This is a genomic window from Streptococcus infantis (genome assembly GCF_047460825.1).
Lineage (GTDB): Bacteria > Bacillota > Bacilli > Lactobacillales > Streptococcaceae > Streptococcus > Streptococcus infantis_V.
In genome coordinates, this window is record NZ_JASHFO010000004.1 from 1 (window position 1) to 22,469 (window position 22,469).

At 36.5% G+C, this 22,469-nt stretch carries 19 protein-coding genes and 1 pseudogene; 3 read left to right on the plus strand and 17 right to left on the minus strand.

The features are described from left to right. From QM911_RS01970 to rpsO, 11 genes are all read right to left on the minus strand, one after another. Positions 1-385 (minus strand): transposase (locus QM911_RS01970; RefSeq protein ID WP_414312946.1); only part of this gene is annotated, 385 nt, incomplete at its 3' end. 518 nt (positions 386-903) lie between these two features. After that, entirely contained in the window at positions 904-1,491 is a 588-nt protein-coding gene (locus QM911_RS01975) for a hypothetical protein (RefSeq protein ID WP_153225420.1), read from the minus strand. A 40-nt stretch (positions 1,492-1,531) separates the two neighbouring features. Beyond that, entirely contained in the window at positions 1,532-3,457 is a 1,926-nt protein-coding gene (locus QM911_RS01980; RefSeq protein WP_414312947.1) for a UvrD-helicase domain-containing protein, read from the minus strand. Continuing rightward, positions 3,439-5,472, minus strand: coding sequence for an ATP-dependent nuclease (locus tag QM911_RS01985; protein ID WP_414312948.1), 2,034 nt, complete (start codon positions 5,470-5,472; stop codon positions 3,439-3,441). Before QM911_RS01985 ends, QM911_RS01980 begins: the two co-directional genes overlap by 19 nt. 388 nt (positions 5,473-5,860) lie before the next feature. Continuing rightward, entirely contained in the window at positions 5,861-6,436 is a 576-nt protein-coding gene (locus QM911_RS01990; protein WP_414312949.1) for a hypothetical protein, read from the minus strand. Between the two features lie 488 nt (positions 6,437-6,924). Then, positions 6,925-8,268 carry a DEAD/DEAH box helicase gene (locus QM911_RS01995; protein WP_223140755.1) on the minus strand — a complete coding sequence of 448 codons (1,344 nt, stop codon included), beginning with the start codon at positions 8,266-8,268 and terminating at the stop codon, positions 6,925-6,927. A gap of 156 nt (positions 8,269-8,424) precedes the next feature. Beyond that, positions 8,425-9,120 (minus strand): alpha/beta hydrolase-fold protein, encoded by a 696-nt coding sequence (locus tag QM911_RS02000; RefSeq protein ID WP_414312950.1) that lies wholly within the window; start codon positions 9,118-9,120, stop codon positions 8,425-8,427. Then, complete coding sequence (locus QM911_RS02005) at positions 9,101-10,111, minus strand: ABC transporter substrate-binding protein (RefSeq protein WP_000749360.1); 1,011 nt, start codon at positions 10,109-10,111, stop codon at positions 9,101-9,103. The genes QM911_RS02000 and QM911_RS02005 overlap by 20 nt, the downstream gene beginning before the upstream one ends. A gap of 22 nt (positions 10,112-10,133) precedes the next feature. Next, a complete protein-coding gene (locus QM911_RS02010; RefSeq protein WP_414312951.1) occupies positions 10,134-10,889 on the minus strand; it encodes an ABC transporter ATP-binding protein in 756 nt (251 codons plus the stop codon). A gap of 1 nt (position 10,890) precedes the next feature. Further along, positions 10,891-11,937, minus strand: a complete 1,047-nt coding sequence (locus QM911_RS02015; protein WP_414312952.1) for a FecCD family ABC transporter permease — start codon at positions 11,935-11,937, stop codon at positions 10,891-10,893. Positions 11,938-12,356: 419 nt separating this feature from the next. Continuing rightward, complete coding sequence (rpsO, locus tag QM911_RS02020; RefSeq protein ID WP_001018251.1) at positions 12,357-12,626, minus strand: 30S ribosomal protein S15; 270 nt, start codon at positions 12,624-12,626, stop codon at positions 12,357-12,359. Between the two features lie 206 nt (positions 12,627-12,832). On the opposite strand from rpsO, the gene QM911_RS02025 reads away from it, so the two are divergent. From QM911_RS02025 to thrS, 3 genes and pseudogenes are all read left to right on the plus strand, one after another. Next, a complete protein-coding gene (locus tag QM911_RS02025) occupies positions 12,833-13,204 on the plus strand; it encodes a hypothetical protein (protein ID WP_074324261.1) in 372 nt (123 codons plus the stop codon). 121 nt (positions 13,205-13,325) lie between these two features. Next, positions 13,326-13,453 (plus strand): annotated as a pseudogene (locus QM911_RS02030) (AAA family ATPase); the annotation flags it as partial. Between the two features lie 69 nt (positions 13,454-13,522). Beyond that, entirely contained in the window at positions 13,523-15,466 is a 1,944-nt protein-coding gene (gene thrS, locus QM911_RS02035) for a threonine--tRNA ligase (RefSeq protein WP_414312953.1), read from the plus strand. 212 nt (positions 15,467-15,678) lie between these two features. Here the strand turns inward: thrS and QM911_RS02040 are convergent, their stop codons facing one another. The 6 genes from QM911_RS02040 to QM911_RS02065 form a co-directional block, all read right to left on the minus strand. After that, positions 15,679-16,728 carry a DUF389 domain-containing protein gene (locus QM911_RS02040; RefSeq protein ID WP_414312954.1) on the minus strand — a complete coding sequence of 350 codons (1,050 nt, stop codon included), beginning with the start codon at positions 16,726-16,728 and terminating at the stop codon, positions 15,679-15,681. Further along, a complete protein-coding gene (locus tag QM911_RS02045; protein WP_414312955.1) occupies positions 16,725-17,048 on the minus strand; it encodes a potassium channel family protein in 324 nt (107 codons plus the stop codon). Before QM911_RS02045 ends, QM911_RS02040 begins: the two co-directional genes overlap by 4 nt. A gap of 631 nt (positions 17,049-17,679) precedes the next feature. Continuing rightward, complete coding sequence (locus QM911_RS02050) at positions 17,680-19,671, minus strand: ABC transporter permease (protein WP_414312956.1); 1,992 nt, start codon at positions 19,669-19,671, stop codon at positions 17,680-17,682. A 1-nt stretch (position 19,672) separates the two neighbouring features. Beyond that, positions 19,673-20,431 carry an ABC transporter ATP-binding protein gene (locus tag QM911_RS02055; protein ID WP_070459777.1) on the minus strand — a complete coding sequence of 253 codons (759 nt, stop codon included), beginning with the start codon at positions 20,429-20,431 and terminating at the stop codon, positions 19,673-19,675. A 326-nt stretch (positions 20,432-20,757) separates the two neighbouring features. After that, entirely contained in the window at positions 20,758-21,732 is a 975-nt protein-coding gene (locus QM911_RS02060; RefSeq protein ID WP_414312957.1) for an ATP-binding protein, read from the minus strand. Then, a complete protein-coding gene (locus QM911_RS02065; RefSeq protein WP_000548968.1) occupies positions 21,725-22,402 on the minus strand; it encodes a response regulator transcription factor in 678 nt (225 codons plus the stop codon). Before QM911_RS02065 ends, QM911_RS02060 begins: the two co-directional genes overlap by 8 nt. Positions 22,403-22,469: the final 67 nt, after the last annotated feature.

Here is a 22,469-nt window from a genome sequence, read left to right on the forward strand (position 1 = left end):
GACGCTCTAACTCTGTCAATTCCTCAGGCTTTTTCTTCGGTTTACGTCCCCCTCTTGTTTTCTCAACAATAGTATACCCGTTTTTCTTATATTGTGCCAGCCAATTTGAAAGCATTCCTTGGTTTGGGAGAGCATAATCAAGGCTGACACTTCTACGTGAACGACCTTCAAGTAAGACTTTATCAATCATTTCTTGTTTTAGTTCTGGAGAATAATAACAATTCTTACCTTTCTTGACAATCTCTATTCCATAACGGTCAATTAATTTCACCATGTACTTTAGCCCAGAAAAATCTACATCAAATCTTTTTGAAAGCTCCTTGAAGCTATGACCTTGATTCCTAAGTGAATAGATCTGAACTTTATCCTCATAAGTTAATTTCATAATAAAATACCCCCAAAGTTAGATTTTTTCTGTCTAACTTTGGGGGTGCAGTTCATTTTTCTGGTGAGGTTTTTTTATATTAAATTTTATTCTTCTATTATTTGATGCTTCGTTTTAATTTCAAAAATTAACCTTTGATCACTTCTATAGTTTCCTTGATTAAAACACATAATTTACATTCAAATGAAATTATCTAAATTTTTGTGATAAAAATGTAGCATTAGAAATTTACTGATAGTCTTTAGCTTTCTTAAGGCTAGTTTAGAAACACTCTTATTTGAATAAGTTTCAATATGCGCTTAAAATCAATGTTTCCTCACATTTTTAGACAGAAGAATTTTATCTAATTTGAATAACTGTCATTTGAATGGTGTGAACTTTACCATAAAAATACACGAGTTGAGCTAGACTTTACGAAAAGTTCACACAATTTAAATTGTTATTGTTTTATACAAACAAAACATCACAAGAAATTCTATGTGTTTGATTATAAGTATTTACGGGTACATTACAAATTATCACAAATATCTCTCAATATGCTCTACGAAGATAAAAGGCTCTATATCTTTGTGAGCAAGACCTTTAGATAGAGTAAGGCATTGTTTTGCTGTACCTTTTCCTGGTCGATGGTAAAATGTTCTAATCCCTTGAAGAAATACTCCAAAACGCGAATGACGTTCCGAAGCCGTCATCTCATCTAAATATTTGTCAACATCTAAAGCGAATACATTTCCATAATACCTATCATCGTCAAACCTTGTTTTAGTCATATAATCTCGAATATCATAAATCATGGATCTCATATTTCGATAATTGGGTGCTCCCACCAATGCTCGACTAGCTCTTTTTATGCCATCAACATAACTATAAGCGTCGTTTAATGTTGCAAAATCCCAAAACCTTTTAGAATCAAAATACTTATACTCTATGTCTAGTTGTGATTTTAATATTTTTAAAATGGACAGAGCTTTACTGTCATCATTATTTTTTATTGCAACATAAGCTTCTTCAACTCCAATATTAAAAAAATCAATATGCTGATTAATTTCAGAACCTAAAACACCTGTAATATCAAATTCAAGAATTTTTTTTCGTAATGTAATCATACTTTCTCCTTACTAAATTTAAGTTAACAAATATTATTATTTACGCTTTGTCTAAACATAGAACATCAACAATATCACTGGATTCAAAATAATCTTGAGCTTTTTCAACAATCTGTTGATCATTACTTGGCATGTAAACAATTAAATTTTTCATTGCTCTAGTGATTGCAACATAAAAAAGTTTCTTAGTCCTGTTTTGAACATTCTCATTAGCTGAACCTTTTCCAAATATAGTGTTAAAATTATATTGATTCCATCTTCCGTTGTCTAACAAAACTAAGACATTCTCATACTCACTACCTTTAACCTTATGCTGGGTTATGACTGATACATATTCTCTAAGATAAGCAACACTATTTACATATTCTTGAAATGGTAATTTCTCGAGTCGTAACCATAAATAACATCCCTTATTTTCAATAAAACTAGTAAATAAGTCGTCCTTTGAAATTAATCCTGTTCTCTCTGCAAGTTCTATGACTCTTCCAATTGTAGTATCATTAGCAGAGATTTCCGTCATAATTTTAGATAGAGTAATTTTATCATCTGACGAAGTTATTTTAAAACGAGTAATACGCAAAAATTCATTATGTTTACCTATTTTATATAGTTCTAATAGTTCATAAATTAAATCTAATCTTTTAAGAATCCTATCTCTATCTGTACCAGCCTCATATCTATTATTTAAACCATTAAATTTATAAGCCAATAAAGAATCTTTATTAATTTTACTCTTACTAATCACTTCTTCAAACGAAAATGTCTTAATTCTATTGTAAATAGCTAAAAGTTCTGGAGTAGATTTTACAATATCAATTATTAATGGACCGCCCTTTCCAAAAACTATTTTTGCCTCTTCTACTAGTTCTTCAAACGATTTTCCTTTATCAACTAGCTCGTTTGCACTAATTTTTTTCTTCATATTTGTAATTAACTTTACAAATAAATCAGAATTATATAATTCAAATAGCTTAGAGAAACCTGCCATTTCAGCATTAAGTTTATGTGTCAGACGTAATTCCTTTGTTTTTTGAGATATATCAAATTCTAAATCTTTGTATAGTTTACTATTTCTAAGATCTTCAAGATGATTAATTCCATCGCCATAGATGAATTTCACCACCCCTTGAATTACATTACCATTATTCATGTTCGGAGCGTCTACATCCCCCGAAGGAATTTGGACTAATCCATCACTTCTAAATCTATTCGCTAAATTTATAACTTTTTGTGGATTACGTCGGTTTAGATTTTTTTGTATTTTTTCAAGGCCGTAGAAATCTATGTTTCCCACTCCCGAATCATATATAGCCTGCATTGAATCTCCAAAAAAACCTACAATATTAGTTTTAGTACTCTTTTCAAGGTGCTCTAATAAAATTTTTACAACTAAAGGACTCGTATCTTGATACTCGTCAACAAATATATAGTTTGCAGTATTCGCTAAAATATCACATAACTTCTTATATTTAGAAAACATTTTTTCAGCAACTATAAGAACATGGTCATGACTTATTTGAACCTTATTTTGCTCAGTTATGCTCATAGAATACCATTCAGCATAGTCAACACGAACACCATCAAAGTAATCAAGTGAAATAAAGTCTTCACTAGATACTTCCTTTGGAGTAATAAATAAATTTTGTGCATCATCATTTATTAACTCAACAAGACATTCTTTAATTTCTTTTTGAAAATTTCCAATGACACGCCAAATAAACTCGTGAATTGTTGAAACCCATAAATTATCATTAATGATTCGTGATTTAATCTCTGCAACAGCATTATTAGTATAAGTAATGCATACAATCGATTTTTTTGGTTCTTCCATAGATATTTTTTCAATAATTGAGATTAACGAATAAGTTTTCCCACTTCCAGCACCACCCTCAAGAATAAAATTTTTCCCTTGTTTTATTAATTCAAATACTTTTTCTACCTCTGGTTCTATTGTTCTCTCAACCATAACAATCCCTCCAAAATATAGTTAGGTACTTTCCAAGTGTTTTCTTCTCTTTCGAAATATAATAAACTTGATGCAAATGCAGATTTTTTGTTCACTTTATCTCTAGCAAATTTATAGAAATCCTCTATTTCACTATCATCAAAGTTTTTTAAAGCTTCAAATTTAATAAGACCTTCTTTTTGATTAATAATGAATTGTTTATTTAAACTGATAAAGGCATCCTCAAAGCTAGCAGGCTGATAACTACTTTCATCTTCGGGAATTTGGTATGCAATACGAATTCTATTATCTGATGTTATTTTTTCTGCAAAATTCTTTTGAGCTACCATTGAAAATACTTCATCCCCAGAAATGTCAAAAAAACTTTTAATTGAAGTATTTGTTGTAGAGGTAGCATCTTCTGCTGAGCAAGAAGTTAAGCGATTATTTTCATTTCTATTCGCTGGATCAATATCCGTAATTATTAATACTTTTATTCCTAAAAAATCAAATAATTTCCTAAACACTTGTGAATGTGCACCTGTTTCAATAATTGAAATATTTTGAGAAAGTAACGGCATTATCATTGAATTTTGATTAAGTGAGTTAGAAATATCCACTTTTTGCATCATTCTGGGAAGTAAAATTCTTTCCGTATCACCCTCAATACAAATAACTTTATCAGCAAAAAATAATTCACTACTATTAAGGGTAAGATACTGCTTTACAAATTTAAATCCTAGTTGGTCTTCTCCGTATTCTTCTTTCAATGAATTAAAAACTTTTGATATTACTGTTCCAGCATCACGCTTAAAGTATATTAAATCATCAAAATTACAATCGGAAACTATATGAGACGAGTGTGTTGTAATTAAAGTTTGAATACAACCAATATTCCCACTTTCTTTTAGTTCATCATTGTGTTCCTTTAGCAAGTCTTTAATATTCTTGATAAAAATATACTGTAATTGTGGATGTGTATGCGATTCTGGCTCTTCAATATAAATTAGATTAATATCAGCAGGATCATTTTTTATATCAGCCATTAAAATCTCAATTTCAAATATTATTCCATATAAATTTAAATACCCCAAACCATTATATGTTTCAGGCAATAGACTATCATCATGCCTATAATACAGAGTCGTATTATTACTTAAAATATCCTTTTCAGACAGTGATGAATGAATTGCCAACTCTGCTTCACTATCATGTCCACCAAATCTTTTTACTCGTTCAAAGACTGGAGTAAATATACCTTCATTGCTATCATCACCACTATAAGCTTTCGTTAAAGTCTCGTCTGCCTTTAAAATTGCAGATCGAAGTAAATTATTTGCATTGCTGTCAATATCTTCACCATTATTTAATTTATAAAATTGATTTGACGTCTTAGACAATGAATGGTTATTTTCTTTATTAGATACTTCTCGACTAGCACTGATCCCTCCTACTTTAATAATTTTATGAACATCTTTCATTTCAAGTAAATCAGATTTTTCTTCTGTTAATTTTTGAGTATAAGGATTGTATCCTAGTGAGTAAATCTGCATTTCGAAAAGTTTACTCATATTTTTCTTCATGAACAACTCAAACTTTGAAAAATCATCTATGAAACCACTAACCTGAAGATTTAAGTCACGAAGTTTTTGAATCAGGATTATATACGTAAATTCAAGAATAATAAAATTATTATCGGGATTTAGATCCATCATAAATGGCTGGATGTTTTGATAAGAATCTTCTTCTGAGTACTGAATCCATATTTGAAGGTTGATACCTAAAATACGTTCTAATTCTGAGTCAGGAGTATTCGAGACCTTTTTTATATTTTCAAAAATTACTTTTCTATGATCTAAATTTATATCTTCCCAGGTTAAACTAAATCTTTTATTAATTATCTTTTCCAATACAGATAAAACTGAGGTTTTTCCGCAATTGTTTTTCCCAACAATTAACGACAATTCACTCTTCAATTCTAAAGAAAAATCCTTCAATAGACGATAATTTTGAATATTAATTTTTTTTATTTTCATAAATTTTACCTTTTTTCATTTCCAAAAAGTCCCCTCAATCATAGTGTCCTAATTTCTACATTTTTTAAAACTAATTTATTCTTCTAAAATACAAGTTAGTCATCCATCTACTACTCTGATTCAGATGATTTAAAGTTATAAATGAATAATCGTATTTCATAAGAAAAATGAATCTACAAAAAAATTCTAAAGATCAATATTAAATTGTTTTATAGCTTTTTCAAACCTATTTTCAGTATACTGGAAAAGTTTTATATAGCTCTTCGTATTCTGATAAATCATTTATAATTGAAAAAATATGATTTGAGTGAAAATACTTGTTTAAAAATTATTTTCAGAAATTAGAATAGAAACTTTTTTAGCATCTCAAATTATAAAATTAAAATAACTAAATGACTTCTGAACTGTATATGTTCTTTTGTACTTTAAGATACTCTTTTAGATTAATAATTTTGTCGTTATGATTAGTTTTTCTTTTAGTTTCATTATTATATACATAGTTGTTTGCTTCAGCAAACTGCTCTGTATAAGTCTTCACCAATTCAAATAATTCATCAAGAGAAGTATCTAACTCTAATTTCTTTAGCAGAGATTCATTTTTATTTAAGAAATTTAAAAATTTATCAATATCTTTCTCAGTCAATTCTCCTTTTTGAGCGGAAATTAAATACTGAGTTAACCTTTTTATTAAAGATTTTGATACACTATTCATCTGAATACTACGATAGCCATAATAACCTACTCCTCCTACAGCTAAAACTCCTGCACCTATTAGTCCAACTTTTATAGCCTTATTACCGATTAATTTATTTGCAGTATCTTTAGAAAAATCTACAGCTTTGAGATGTCTAATAATCTGTCCCTTATTATTTCTGATAACAGAACCAAATTGTTTGTATATACCTGATTCTAAGCCCTTTTGAATATCGTTGGGTATAACTAAATTAATATTATTGATAACCATGATAAAACTCCCTTATAAAAAACTTCTCTTAAATTATACCATCAACATTGACTATTTAACACTAAAATAATATTTTAATTTAGTAAATGTAAAATAAATTATTTTTTGTATAATCAAGATTAAAGAATTAATAAAAATAAGATACATATTTATATTTTACGCTACTATTTTATACTTCCTAAATAATAATAATATTTCCTATAATCAAAAGAGATCAGATTTCTAAGGCTTTTTATTTTACTTTGACAACATTTTAACAACTAAAAATCTTAATCTTCTCTCGCTGCTAAGAACTTTTAACAATTTTGGTACTTTCTTAATTGAACTTTATAGCGTTCCTCTCACTACTCTGCTATTATCGAACAAGCCTGAACTACAGTAGGAAGTATCATCACACTCAATCTCACAGAACTAATCTTAATGTTAAGGAATATCCTTTTCATTGCTCAAAAAAACAGTAAAACCGATTGGGTCCTACTGTTTCATTTTTAAAATGTCTGGCGCTTAGCTTTTCGCTCTGCACGTCCACGAGCACGACCTTCTGCTCGCTTGGTCTTACGACGTTTTTCATCGACAGCCCACTGGATTTTTTTCTTATAACCTGGTTTGACTTTTTTCTTTTTCTTTTTAACCAGCCCAATCATTTCGATGTCCAATTTTTCCTGTTTCTTCTCACGATTGGCACGACGATCGCGGTCATAAGTATCTTGGAATTCTCCGTCTTTAACCATCTTAGGCACAAACTTGATCCCTAGTTTCTCTAACTCACGAATATCTGAGTCGTCACTTGGTTGATAAAGGGTAATGGCTGTTCCAGGCAGACCATTACGTCCAGTTCGTCCAACACGGTGAACAAAGAAGGACAAGTCTTGTGGAATAGCATCATTGATAACATGGCTGACACCTTCAATATCAATCCCACGCGCAGCCAAGTCAGTCGCAACAATATACTCAAAATCAAGGTTCTTCACCTGATTCATGATCCGTTTACGTTCACGAGGTGCAATATCTCCATGAATCTTAGCAACCTTCAAGCCTTGGGCTGTTAAATAGGTATGCAATTCATCTGCACGAGTCTTAGTATTGACAAAAATCATGGCTAGATATGGTTGCATGACTTGAGTCAATTCATAAATCTGGGCATTCTTGTCACGACCTTTAGTAGAAATCAACCAGTTATCAATGGTGTCTGAGATAACTGTTTTGGTCTTGATTTTTTCCATAACTGGATTAGACAAGTATTTTTTCAAGAATGGTTGCAGTTTTTGCGGGATAGTCGCTGAAAAGACCATAAACTGCAAATCTTTCGGAAGACTTCCCGCAATCTTATCAACCGTCTCCAAGAATCCCATATCCAAGGTCATATCAGCTTCATCGACTACAAAGGTCTTAGCCTTGTGGATAGCCAAATCACCCGATTTTACCAAATCATAGATACGACCTGGTGTTCCAATGACGATATGGGGCTGGTTGCTTGCTAATTTGTCAATCTGACGGGCCTTGTCTGTTCCACCAACGTAGTTCACAACACGAATCTCAACATCTGAATGTGATGCGATCTGACGAGCCGCTTGATAAATCTGTGTTGCTAACTCACGACTTGGAGCTGTAATAACCGCCTGCACACTATCACTCTCTTCGTCCAATTGTTGGAAAATTGGAAGCAAGAAAGTATGAGTCTTTCCTGAACCTGTTTTTGATTCACCAACCAAGTCTCGACCTGCCAAAACAATGGGAATCAACTTATCCTGCACCTCAGTAGGAGTCGTAAACTTCAACTCCTCCAAAGCTTCTTCTATATATTTTTTAAATTTAAATTTCGTAAATGACATAATATCCTCGATTCTATCTATCTACTCATTATACCACATTTTGCTGCATTTCAGTTAAACTTTCGGTTTGGATAATCACTCCGAAATGTAAAAACATACCCGATTAAAGGCAAGAAAAATACTCTCTGTCCATCCTAAACAGAGAGTATCGCTTTTTTATTTAAGCTCCCATTCTTTCATTAGCCAATCACAAAACTGTTGATAGCGTTGGTCGAGAGCTTCATGATGCCCGTAAGCATCAAAAGTGGAATAGGTTGAGGGAGCTGCTTCTGAAATCAGATCATGAATGCCTCTAGCAAAAATAGGAGCCTTAGACAGACGATTGGAATGATTGGAACCTTCTGTCTGACCATTTTGCAGATAAATAAGGCTTTGGCTCTGTATCAAGTCACGTTCCCTGCAAAAGTCTATAAAGTCTGGATACCAGAAGGAACCACAGATAGAAAAGATACAGGTCACAGGAAGATGATTACTATAAAGACTATAGACAGCAGCAAGCCCCCCCAGTGAATAGCCACCATAAGCAATCCTACTTTCATCAATCAAGTAGGATTTTTTTAGAGTTGTTAGAATCCCTTGAAAGACCTTTTGATTGTGGGCATCTACCTTTCCACCAAAATCTGAAGCCCCTTCTTTCAAAGAACTAGCTTTCCAAGGTGTAAAGTCATCCAGACGGTTTTCTGGAACCAAACCCACTAAAATCACAGACTGAGACAGGTATGATAAATAATCCAGTCCCCCATCGTTTAAGAGCACAACTGGGTAGGCTTGTTTAGAGTCATAGTTTGAAGGAAGACTGACCCTAACCTGAATCCCTTCCCAGTTAAACTCCTTATTTCTTGATAAAGTCATTGATTTTTTCAAGTGAATCAATCACTGCTGGACCGTAGTCCATCAACTCATCATAAGAGATGGTCATGATTTTTTGATTCTTGATTGCTGGGACATTTTCCAAAACAGCATTTGCCTTCATCAAATCCACTGCTTTTTCATCCAATTTTTGATTGCGGTCGCTGGTTACATAGATAATCAACTCTGGATCCATTGATACTAGATTTTCTAAAGTCAAACCAGATGTTCCTGTTGCGACATTTGTGTAACCAAGTTGGTTGAGCAAACTTTCTTGAAGGGCTGACTTGTAGGCACCAAAGGTTTCGTCGTTATAAGCAACCATAATCAAAGCTTTTTTCTTTTCACCCTGTGTTTCTGGATTGGCTTTTTTAACCGCATCGATTTTAGCTTGCAATTGCTCTGCGTATTGGTTTGCCTTGTCTTGGACATTGAAAATGGTACCAAGATTCTTCACATCTTCAACGATATTTCCCAAATCCTGTTGGATATTTGATAGTGAGGCTTTTTGCGTATAAACAGGGATTTTATTTTCATTCCAAGCGCTGATAGTTCCCATTGACTTTTCAGAGAACATCATATTACGTCCCATCAAGGCATCAGGTTCATAAGAAAGAACTGTTTCTTGTGAGACTGATTTTTTATCACCAATATGAGGGATGGCTTCAATGGCTTCCTTGTATTTACCAGTTACGGCATTATCAGGATTGAGCATACCAGCAATTTTATCCTTCAAACCAAGTTCAAGTAGGATTTCAGTTGTTGATAGGTTGTTGGTGATGACCTTTTCAGGAGCCTTTTCAAAGACTTGTTCGACTTCATTTCCTTTGGCATCATAAGTTTTGATGGTTACAGGATAGTTGGTTTCTGTAGTGGATTTTTGACTTGTCTCTGCGCTTGATTGTGTGCTAGCTTTTTCTGTTGCACTATTTCCACAAGCTGCTAAAGTTAAGGTAGCTACTGTTAGGAGCAAAATACTGAGTGATTTTTTCATGTTTTGTTTTCCTTTTCATTTTTTATAAATAGTGAATCATGGCTTGTTGGTCTTCCGTCCAAGTAACCCTACTTTGGACACCATAGACAGCCTGCAAAGACTCTGGTGTGATGGTCTCTTTTGGAGTCCCTTGGTAAACAATCTCTCCTTCTTTCATTAGATAGAGATAGTCTGAATAGCGACAAGCTAGCTGAATATCGTGTAATACTGCTAGTACATTGATATTGAGATGTTTGACAATGGTCAACAAGTCTAGCTGGTACTTGATATCTAAATGATTGGTTGGTTCGTCTAAGAGCAGGAGAGTCGGTTCTTGTGCCAAGGCACGTGCCAACAAAACCCGCTGCTTCTCCCCTCCTGACAGAGAAGAGTAGAGTCGATTTCTCTTTTCGAGCATATCTACCTTGACCAGAGCATCCTCAACCAGAGCAAAATCACTGTCTTTTTCCTTTTGTAAGAAAGAGAGATGGGGTGTTCTGCCCAGCATGACAATTTCCTCAACCGTACAATCAAATTGTAACTGATTAAACTGCGTGACGACTGCCATCTGCTTTGCCGTTTCCTTGACGCTCAATTGTTCCAGTGGCTTTCCATCTAGAGAAATCAAGCCCTGATCAGGCTTTTCCTGTCGATAGAGGAGTTTCAGCAAGCTAGTCTTCCCACTGCCATTTGGTCCTAAAATGGTATGAAATTGGTTGCCCTCAAGTTTAAGTGAGACTCCTTTGAGAATTTTTTTCTCTCCGATTCCAAAGTGAATATCCTGACACATTAAGTCCATATCAGACCCTCACCTCCCTTCGTCTACTTCCAACCATGTAGATAAAGAAAGGTGCACCTACTAAGGCTGTGAAGATACCAATCGGAAGTTCAGCATTCTGAATCAAAACACGAGCAAGAACATCTGCCCAAACGACAAAGAGGGCACCTAGTAAAGTAGCTATCGGAAATAGCCTTCTGTAATTTGTCCCAACCAAACTTCGGGCTAGATGAGGTGTGATAAGGCCAACAAAACCAATAATCCCACAGGTCGATACCAAGATTGCTGTCATTATAGCCACAATCGTCACATAGAGATACCAGTAAAAACGCAAGGGAATTCCCAAGGTCAAAGCCGCCTCATCTCCCATCATCATGGCATTAAAAACACGATATTGGGTAGAGAAAAATAAGAAAGCTATTCCCACTACTACTGTTGGCAAAGTTAAGTGAGCCCAGGAGGTCCCCGCTAAGGAACCCATGGTCCAAAACTTGATGGTCATAACGCTATCAGCATTGGCACCAATAGAGATAATAAAGTTTGAAAAAGCCAAAAATAGTGCATTCACGACCGTTCCTGATAAAATCAGGCTGGAAGTTGTCATCCTGCCTTGCATGGAAGCAATCAGAAGGACTGCAACTGTTGCTAAAATCGCTCCGAGGAAAGATCCTAGACCAATCATAACTTTAAATCCAAGAATAATACTCAAAGTTGCTCCAAAGGTTGCCCCGGCTGAAATTCCTAATACATAGGGCTCTGCTATTGGATTGTTGACAGTTGACTGCATGACACTACCACACATGGAAAGGCCTGCACCAACAATCAAAGCAAGAAAAACCCGTGGCAATCTCATATTCCAAACAATAGCAAGCGTAGACTTTGAAATGTCTCCTATCTCAAAAGGAGCCCCTAACTGACTCAAAATTATCCGATAGGTATCACTCAAACTAATTTGAACAGACCCCATAGAAACTGCCAGAAACAGAGAGATCCCCAAAGCTCCTAACAGGATAGCTAGTAAAAAACAATATCTCAGGTTTTGATGGTTTCCAGAAAATTTGGAAAGCATGAAACCCTCCTTTAACAAAAATTAAAAATTTAGACAATTTTCATAATTAGTATACCACATTTCTAAATCAGGAACAAGACTAGAAAAATGCACACAAAAAAGCCCTCTTATTTCAGAGAGTTCATTTGAACTCGGGATAAAATCTTAGTGAAACAAAAATATCTCCCCGAAGGGAGATCATTCTGGTTTATTTTACCTTACAGTGCTAGGAACCGTAAACGAAGATTATACTTGAGTATATCGAGGTAAGGTGACAAAAATAAAAAGCTACTCAACTAGAGTAGCCTTATTTTCAAGATGTGCTCAATTGAACACGGCCTAAGCACTTGGCAAAAAAGATAAAATCTCCTAGAAACTGAAGTTTCTTCGTCAATTTTCCTATTTTTGCTTTGTGCTTTTGACGGCCTTTGTATCTTGAATTAACGACGAAGTCCAAGAGAGTTGATCAACTCACGGTAACGGTTAACGTCGTTTTTACGCAAGTATGCAAGCAAGTTACGACGGCGACCGATTTTCTTCATCAATCCACGGTAAGTAGCGTGGTCTTTTTTGTGTTGTTTGATGTGTTCGTTAAGGTGGTTAATTTCCCAAGTAAGGACAGCAACTTGAACCTCTACTGAACCTGTATCACCTTCGTGACGTGCATATTGTGCAATGATTTCATTTTTTTTCTCTTTTGAGATTGCCATGATGTTTCTCCTTTTTATTTGGCTTCATCCGAGTGACAGGTTGGCATGCCTGTAACCAAGAAGAAGTTATTTGTCTTTACGACATTACTTATTCTACCAATAACTAAGTTCTTTGTCAACTGATTTACTATCCATACCTCAAATGTGCTATAATAGTTATAGGAAAGATATCTAAGTAGACAGCTTGAAAAGAGAGGTGATTGACCATGCGTAAACTCTTCAAATATCTCCCCTACTATTTGGTCGTATTTTTCTTTTATTGTCCACTTTATGGATTATTTATACTACTATTACAGAATCCAAAATTAACGGAGCTCTATCTTTTAAATATATTCATCATTTCGCCTGTTGTAGTTTTTATAGTCTCTCTTCTTTATAGCTACCGATTTGGTTTTTCACTTCATTGGCTTTTAGGTAGTTGCTTACTCTATGGATTTACTATCATTCCTTTCAGAGAATTTATCATTGTTTATTTCCTAGCCTATGAAATTCTTATTCTACTAGGTACAGTTATTGGTGCCACTATCAAGTATCTGGTTCAAAAACTGAAAAACAAAAAACTTTCACAAAATCCTTGAAAAATCTCGCAATCATGCTATAATAATGCATAGAGACAAGTCACTTAGAACCTTTCTACCAGAGAGTGCGTGGTTGCTGAGAACGCATAGAAAGACTATACTGATACTACTCTACTAACTTTTATGCAAACATAAAACGGTGGCCACGTTAGAGCCAATCAGAGGTGTCCCTCTTTTTTGAGGAACATAAATGAAGGTGGAACCACGTTGCGACGTCCTTTTGAGGATGTCGCTTTTTGTTTTTCTTGATTTAGGACTGCAAAATAGGGAAACACCTCTGTTATAGAAATAATTGATAACTAATATAAGGAGAATACCATGATCAAAATTACTTTCCCAGATGGCGCTGTTCGTGAATTCGAATCTGGCGTTACAACTTTTGAAATTGCTCAATCAATTAGCAATTCTCTAGCTAAAAAAGCTCTTGCTGGTAAATTCAACGGCAAACTCATCGACACTACTCGTGCTATTACTGAAGACGGAAGCATCGAAATCGTGACACCTGATCACGAAGATGCTCTTCCAATCTTGCGTCACTCAGCAGCTCACTTGTTCGCTCAAGCAGCTCGTCGCCTTTTCCCAGACATTCACTTGGGTGTTGGTCCAGCTATCGAAGATGGTTTCTACTACGATACTGATAACCAAGCTGGTCAAATCTCTAACGAAGATCTTCCTCGTATCGAAGAAGAAATGCAAAAAATCGTGAAAGAAAACTTCCCATCTATTCGCGAGGAAGTGACCAAAGACGAGGCGCGTGAAATCTTCAAGAACGACCCTTACAAGTTGGAATTGATCGAGGAACACTCAGAAGACGAAGGCGGTTTGACCATCTATCGTCAGGGTGAATATGTAGATCTTTGCCGTGGCCCTCACGTCCCATCAACTGGTCGTATCCAAATCTTCCACCTTCTCCATGTAGCTGGTGCTTACTGGCGTGGAAATAGCGACAATGCGATGATGCAACGTATCTATGGTACAGCTTGGTTTGACAAGAAAGACTTGAAAAACTACCTTCAAATGCGTGAAGAGGCCAAAGAACGTGACCACCGTAAACTTGGTAAAGAATTGGATCTCTTTATGATTTCTCAAGAAGTTGGTCAAGGACTTCCATTCTGGTTGCCAAATGGAGCGACTATCCGTCGTGAATTGGAACGCTACATCGTCGACAAGGAAATCGCCGCTGGTTACCAACACGTTTACACTCCACCAATTGCCTCAGTAGAACTTTACAAGACTTCTGGTCACTGGGATCACTACCGTGAAGATATGTTCCCAACTATGGATATGGGTGATGGTGAAGAATTCGTTCTTCGCCCAATGAACTGTCCACACCACATCCAAGTCTTCAAACACCATGTTCACTCATATCGTGAATTGCCAATCCGTATCGCTGAAATCGGTATGATGCACCGTTATGAAAAATCCGGTGCCCTCACTGGTCTTCAACGTGTGCGTGAAATGTCTCTCAACGACGGTCACCTCTTTGTGACTCCAGAACAAATCCAAGAAGAATTCCAACGTGCCCTTCAGTTGATTATCGATGTTTATGAAGATTTCAACTTGAATGAATACCGCTTCCGTCTCTCTCTTCGCGACCCTCAAGATACTCATAAGTACTTTGACAACGATGAGATGTGGGAAAATGCCCAAACCATGCTTCGTGCAGCCCTTGATGAAATGGGTGTTGACTACTTTGAAGCCGAAGGCGAAGCAGCCTTCTACGGACCAAAATTGGATATTCAAGTTAAGACTGCCCTTGGTAAAGAAGAAACTCTTTCTACAATTCAGCTTGACTTCTTGCTTCCAGAACGCTTCGACCTTAAATACATCGGAGCTGACGGTGAAGAGCACCGTCCAGTTATGATCCACCGTGGGGTTATTTCAACCATGGAACGCTTCACAGCCATCTTGATTGAAAACTACAAGGGTGCCTTCCCAACATGGCTTGCACCACACCAAGTAACCCTCATCCCAGTATCTAACGAGAAACACGTTGACTACGCTTGGGAAGTGGCTAAGAAGCTCCGTGACCGTGGTGTCCGTGCTGATGTGGATGAACGTAATGAAAAAATGCAATTCAAGATCCGTGCATCACAAACTAGCAAGATCCCTTACCAATTGATCGTTGGTGACAAGGAAATGGAAGACGGAACTGTCAACGTTCGTCGCTATGGACAAAAAGAAACGAACACTGTGTCAGTAGAAGAGTTTGTAGCAGCTATCCTAGCTGATATCGCCAACAAATCTCGTGTTGAGAAATAAAACGATCACAGTCTGAGAAACATTTTTCAGTAAGAAAAAGCAACAACTGAAATAGTTGTTGCTTTTTTATATTTTGATTAAGCTGAGCTAGTAGTGATTGGTCAAACCACCACAAATGATATTCTCATCAACAATCCTTTCTATCCATTAACTTTTGGATATAGGATATCCTCCCAAGATTTGCTTCCATGAGTTAGATAAGTTGACTATCCTCAATCCTTGTCTGCTTCATTTTCTTTTGCGCGATCGTTTTGTAAATCTTTTTCAGAGAGTTTTTGTTCGATATACTTGTCAATGTTTTCGTAAAATTCCTTGGTCGTCTCACTATCTAATTTTGCCGAATTATGGAATTGCTTGACTTTCAATTGAACAGATTGAATACCGTAAGAGGCTTGTTTTTGGCGGATGGTTTCTAATTCTTCTTCTGAAATCGGATCTCCAACAACCGTCAAGACCAATTCATTATTACTTGACTTGTAGACTTGATTAATGACCGTATGATTGGCGAACTCATTTCCTACAAACTGTTTGATCCCTTCTTTTCGCGCTTGATCCATCGTCAGAGTGACTGCTGAATAGCTGGCTGGAAGGACCAATAATACAATCAAGGAGATCAACCCAATTCTCAATTTAATGCTTAGCTCATTAAATGAACTTAAGGGAGATTTTCTCATAAAAATTCTTGTTCCAACAATGTTGATTAGCATGATAAAGACACAGTTGATCAAGAAAAGATAAAGGGCCCCAAATAAAAATCGTACATTTCCATTAGCTAAACCATAGCCTGCAGTGCAGATAGGTGGCATCAGAGCTGTTGCGATGGCTACTCCTGGTACGATATTGTTTGCTTCTTTTTTCCTTGAACCAATGAACCCTGCTATCCCACCCGCAATAGCAATGAGAACATCCCAAATGGTTGGAGAGGTTCGTGCAATCAACTCGCTACTTGCATAAGACAAGGGAGAAATCCAGAAATACAGAGTCGAGACAAGCAAACTGACCAACACTTGAGTCAATAAAACCTCTAGAGATTGCTTGATTAAACGCGTATCAAAAATAGCTAAACCGAATCCCAGTCCAACAATCGGTGTCATGAGAGGTGAAATCAACATGGCTCCTATAATGACAGCTGTTGAATTCATATTTAGTCCGATAGAGGCAATAAAAATTGCACACATCAAAATCGCTGTATCTCTCAATCGAACATGAAGGTCATCGTATAATTTCTCACGGTATTCCCGTGTTGAATAATTGGCAGTCATTTGTCCTCTCCTCTTTCCTTATTTAAATTGGTATAATAATTAAAAATAACAGCTGATAAACAGCCAAAAAATATGAGCCCATAAATCGTCAAGAAGACACTGGTAATCCTTCCAATCAAGGTCACAGCTAGGAGATCCCCGTAGCCGACAGTCGTCGAAGTCACAAAAGCATACCAAAGACCGTCTCCGTAATTTGTGATAGCAGGTTCAACTAGGAAAAGCACGCCTCCTGACCCAAAAACAAAGGTCACAAAACTCAGAGCAAACCGAGTAAAACCCGTAACCTGTATAATATGCCATAACATTTTTAAACGTCTCATTTGTTCTCCTTATTCATACTAGCTCCTGACCGAGCCGTTTTTTCCAATAATCAAAGTGAAGATAGGACATGATCTCCATCAGAGAAAGATAGACAAACTGATAGATCTGATTTAAGCTGATTATCAACTGATATTGTTTGAAAAATGACTGGAAGAAAGACCAGATATGACTGTCTTGAATCAGTCCCTTCTTAACATTATATCAAAAATTTTACAGTCTTTCTCTGAAGAAATCAATTAATTTAAAAGATAGAGAAAGGAAGAAATTTTTGTATCCTTATCCGAAGAAAAAAAACGATATCTCCTCTGAAAGTAGATACCGTTTTAATGTTTAAAAGATGATGAGTTTGTAGCAGCAATCCTAGCTGATATCGCCAACAAATCACGTGTTGAGAAATAAGAGATAAAACCTGTACAAAATCCCAGCTAGCTAAAAAGAGAGTGGGACAGAAATCGTTAATTCGTTAGAATTCGATTTCGTCGTCCCACCTCCGCACAGTTGAGTAGGGCTGTAAAAGCTGATGAAATCAGCGTAGTAGAGCCCACTCAACCACTGCGTCTTACTCGACAATCCAAAGACAATTGAGAGGCTAGGATTTCTGTCCCACTCTCTTTTTTGATGTTCCTGTTTTTACATTTGAACAATTCTACGATAGCTTCTTGAAGTAATCATAAAGATTAGTACATAGACTAAAGCAAAGACGCCACAGATAGATAAGGTTACGGTTAACATCATAGCTGTATCTACTACCCCAATGACCTTAAGAATCAAACTTAACATATGATAGGCAAATGCCAAGTGTAGGAAAGCAAAGATTACAGGGAGGAAGAAAACAGTCAAGACCTGCTTGTTAATGGTTTGTTTGATTTGTTTTTGATCCAAGCCCACTTTTTGCAGGATGACAAAGCGTTCACGATCCTCATAACCCTCTGAGATTTGTTTATAGTAGATAACGAGTACAGTTCCAATCATAAAGATGATAGAGAGGAAAATACCAATAAAGAGAACTCCTCCAAAGAGAGCATTCATTTGGGCAATTGCGTCACTTGCAGTGCCTCCACCATAAACCATACCGTCTTCATTTTTGAGATTATGACTAAAATTATTTACAAACTCCTCAAAATCATCAGATAGCTTTAACTGTTCCTCTAGACTAGCTGTTACATCCATACCACCGTAGAGCTGTGTGTATACAGCTGAATCCTGGTACTGTTCCAAAAAACTTTGAATATCAGCTACTACAAGATAGTTATAATCCGATACCAATAGTACATAGGGATTGGAAACATGATTGGCAATAAAATCCTGCTGGATTGCTTCCTTGATTGTATAGTTCTGATTGTTCAGACTAAATGTTTTCTGATCTTTAAGTTGGTCATTTCGAGCCCAAAGTCCTACTTCGTTACCAGTAAGGTTCAGCTTTTGTCCAGTCATTTTTTCATAATCTTTTTGATCAAAAACCAGGAAGACTGTCTTAGGCATGACATTGTTTTGCCCTTTTTCAAAGATGGTTAATTTGGTCCCTTCTTGACTCGAAAGACCGAAACTTGCATAATTGAGGACGTCCTTATTGCTGATGGTTAGGTTCTTTTCGCTAGCGTATTGAGTCAAAAGCTTGTCTAAATCCTCAACTTCTACATGTTGTCCCTTAACATCAAAATCATGAGGATACATGAGTTTTTTCATATTCTCAGATCCGTTGTAGATACTAGTAGCTGCAGACATGGTGATTAAAACCATGGTTGAAAGGATGGCAATGGTTGCTAATCCGACAGCATTTTTCTTCATACGAAAGATAAGGTTAGAAACAGAGATGAGGTTATTTGGTTGGTAGTAATATCTCTTGTTTTTCTTGAGCAACTGTAGGAAAACTGTAATACCAGCATTGAATAAGAGATAGGTCCCTACAATAACTAACATAACCGCAATAAAGAAAGTAGCTACAGCTTTGAATGCATCTGTTACGCTTAGTGCCAAGTAGTAGCCACCACCTAGTGCAATGAGCCCTACTAAAGTTTGAAGAACTAGGAAACGCCCCTTCTTCTCACCTTTTGCTTTCTCACGAGAAAGTTGCAGAGCATCCATACGGATAATGCGGAGAGCGTTTAGGAAGACAATGACTAAAAAGACAAGCCCAAATACCAGAAGGATGGAAAGAACTACGGACCATTGGAAGGTGGCTACTAACTCTACCTTCATCTTTGCAAGTTTGAGCAATAAGGCAAAGATGAGATTGTCAAAGAGGGCACCAATCCCAATCCCAGCAGTGACTGTTACTAGCCCAAAAATCAATAGTTCCTTGAAGGTCATACCAATCAAGTGACGCTTTTCTAAGCCTAACATGCCATATACACCCAGTTCTTTGGAGCGATTTTTCATGACAAAACTGTTGGCATAAAGAACGATAATGGCTGATGCAAGTGTCACTACGACAAGCCCTAGTTGTAGGGTAAATTGAATCGCGGACGCACCACGCAAATCCACAATTTTAGGATTAAAGGCTAGAGAGTAAAAGAGATAGCTAATTGTGACTGCCAAAATAACAGACAGAGCAAAAGGATAATAGAGTTTGCGGTTTTTGATCAAGTTGGAGATGGCCAACTTATTGGTTAATCGAAACATACTAGTTCACCTCACTTGCCATAACAGTTAAGGTGTCAGAGATTTCTTGGAACATCTGACGATCAGTTTTTTCACCACGGTAGATTTGATTGTAGAGGATGCCATCCTTGATGAAGAGGACACGTTTCGCACGGCTGGCTGCTGCTGTTGAGTGGGTTACCATGAGAATGGTCTGTCCTTGTTCATTGATTTGATCAAAGATATCAAGGAGAGCTGCAGATGATTTAGAGTCTAGGGCTCCTGTTGGCTCATCAGCAAGGAGAATTTCAGGTTCTGTAATGATGGCGCGTGCAACTGCTACCCGTTGTTTTTGCCCCCCAGAAATTTCATAAGGGTACTTCTCCTGCAATTGATTGATGCCAAGATTTTCAGCCGTTACGACCAATTTTTTCATCATTTCTGTAATAGGCTTTCTAGACAATACCAAAGGGAGTAAGATATTGTCTTTAACAGAAAGCGTATCTAACAAATTGAAGTCTTGGAAGACAAAGCCTAACTTTTCACGACGGAAGCTTGATGCTTCCGTATTTTTAATGGTAGCTGTGTCTGTTCCGTTTAGGAAGACCTGACCGCGAGTTGGTTTGTCAAGCATGGCGAGAATATTGAGTAGGGTTGATTTCCCAGAACCAGACTCCCCCATTATGGCAACGTAGTCACCTTTTTCTACAGTAAAATGAATATCTTTCAGGGCTTCTACTTGGTTGCCTTGGAAACGTGTTTTATAAATCTTTTGAACGTGTTTTACATCTAATAGTGTCATGATAATCTCCTTTTTAATATCCCATTAATTGAAACTGAGCCTGCATAATAGCGCAACCGAGCTGAACTCGCTCGATCTCTTTTGGACTTGGTTTACTTGTATCTTTCTTTTGTAAGATTGTTTTCATGGTTTCTCTCCTTTTTCTTTATGCTATAAGTTTACTCCATATAGAGACAGCTTGCCATAACATAACCTTACAAAAGAGGTCTGTAATCTTACATTTTTGTAAGATTACAATTTTTTATCTGATTGAAACCTACTTTCTTACCATAACAAGGTCTAAAGAAGAGCCTGAAAGGATTCTTCCAAGCTCTTAGCAATTCTTTTCACTCAATCAGTAGATTCACTTCTGAAAACTTAATGCGCACAGTTGTCCCTTGACCAAGTTCAGATTCAATACGGATTTGATGTCCTAATTCTTGGCTGATTTTTTGGGTCAAGTAGAGTCCAAGTCCAGATGACTGCTGGGTCATGCGACCATTGTAGCCTGAAAATCCGCGTTCAAAAACTCGCAATTGATCACTGTTTTTGATGCCAATCCCAGTATCCTTAATGCAAAGTTCTTGATCTTCCATATAGATCTCAATGCCACCTTCATTTGTGTATTTGAGGCTATTTGAAAGGATTTGTTCAATAACTACTAACAGCCATTTTTTATCCGTCACAATGCTTCTATCCAAGTCATGCAGATTAACACTTAATCCTTTCTGGATAAAGAAAATGGCATATTTGCGAATAACTTCCTTGACCAAATCCTCCACATTTTCTTTCTTCAACACCAGATCATCATGGAAGCTCTCTAAGCGTAGGTATTGGAGAACGAGGTTGGTGTAGGAATCAATCTTAAAAATCTCCTGTTCTAGCTGTTGCTTCAATTGGCGATCTTCCACCTCGCTCACGAGGAGTTTACTGGCCGCAATTGGTGTTTTTATCTGATGCACCCAGAGAGTATAGTAGTCCACCAAGTCATTATAGCGATTTTCCGCATCTGATTTCTTTTGATAGAGTTCTTCTTCACTTTTCTCTAGTTTTTCAGTTAGTAGTGCCTCCATTGGTGACTTGGCTTCTCTTTTTCCGTAAAACAATTCCTTACGATAGCGTTGCAATTCTATCAAGAAATCATAGACCAAAAACAAAAGTGTCAAAAAGGTAGATAGAAAGAAGAAATAGTTAAAGTAGGGCACTTGGTTATCAAATAAGACCTCAAAGAGAAAAAGTAAGCCTGTAAGTAAGAGAATAAACACGAAAAAACGGCTACGCGAACGGATATAAGCTAGAAAAAAACTTTTGAAATCAAGCATGTTTCAATCCGTACCCTATTCCTTTCTTGGTTTCGATAAAACCAATCAAACCTTCTTCCTCCAATTTCTTGCGCAAGCGCGCGACATTTACGGACAAGGTATTATCATCGATAAAAAAGTCACTATTCCAAAGTTCCCGCATCAAATCATCACGCGCCACGATATTTCCCGCATGCTCAAATAAAACTCGTAAAATCTGAAATTCATTCTTGGTTAAACTGATAGCTTTGCCATTGACATGCACATCCATAGACTTGGTATTGAGGATAACTCCAGCATACTCTAAGAGACTTTCATCCCGTCCAAACTCATAGGAACGACGCAATAAGCCCTGTACCTTGGCTAAAAGAACCTGCTGGTCAAAAGGTTTGGTTACAAAGTCATCCGCCCCCATATTAATGGCCATCACAATGTCCATAGCCTGGTCTCTCGAAGACAGAAACATAATGGGAACTTTAGAAATCTTGCGAATTTCCTGGCACCAGTGATAGCCATTAAAGAGAGGCAAGCCGATATCCATGAGAACCAGATGAGGCTCAGACTGAACAAATAGTGTTAGAACTTCCATGAAGTCTTCTACCATGACTACCTCAAATCCCCATTCAGAGAGCATTTTCCCAACTTGTTGACGGATAACTGGATCATCTTCTACTAGTAAAATCTTGTGCATCTGCTCCTCCTTTTTCTATATTATAGCAAAATTCTCCTCACTACTAGCGAAATTGATGTAAATCTGA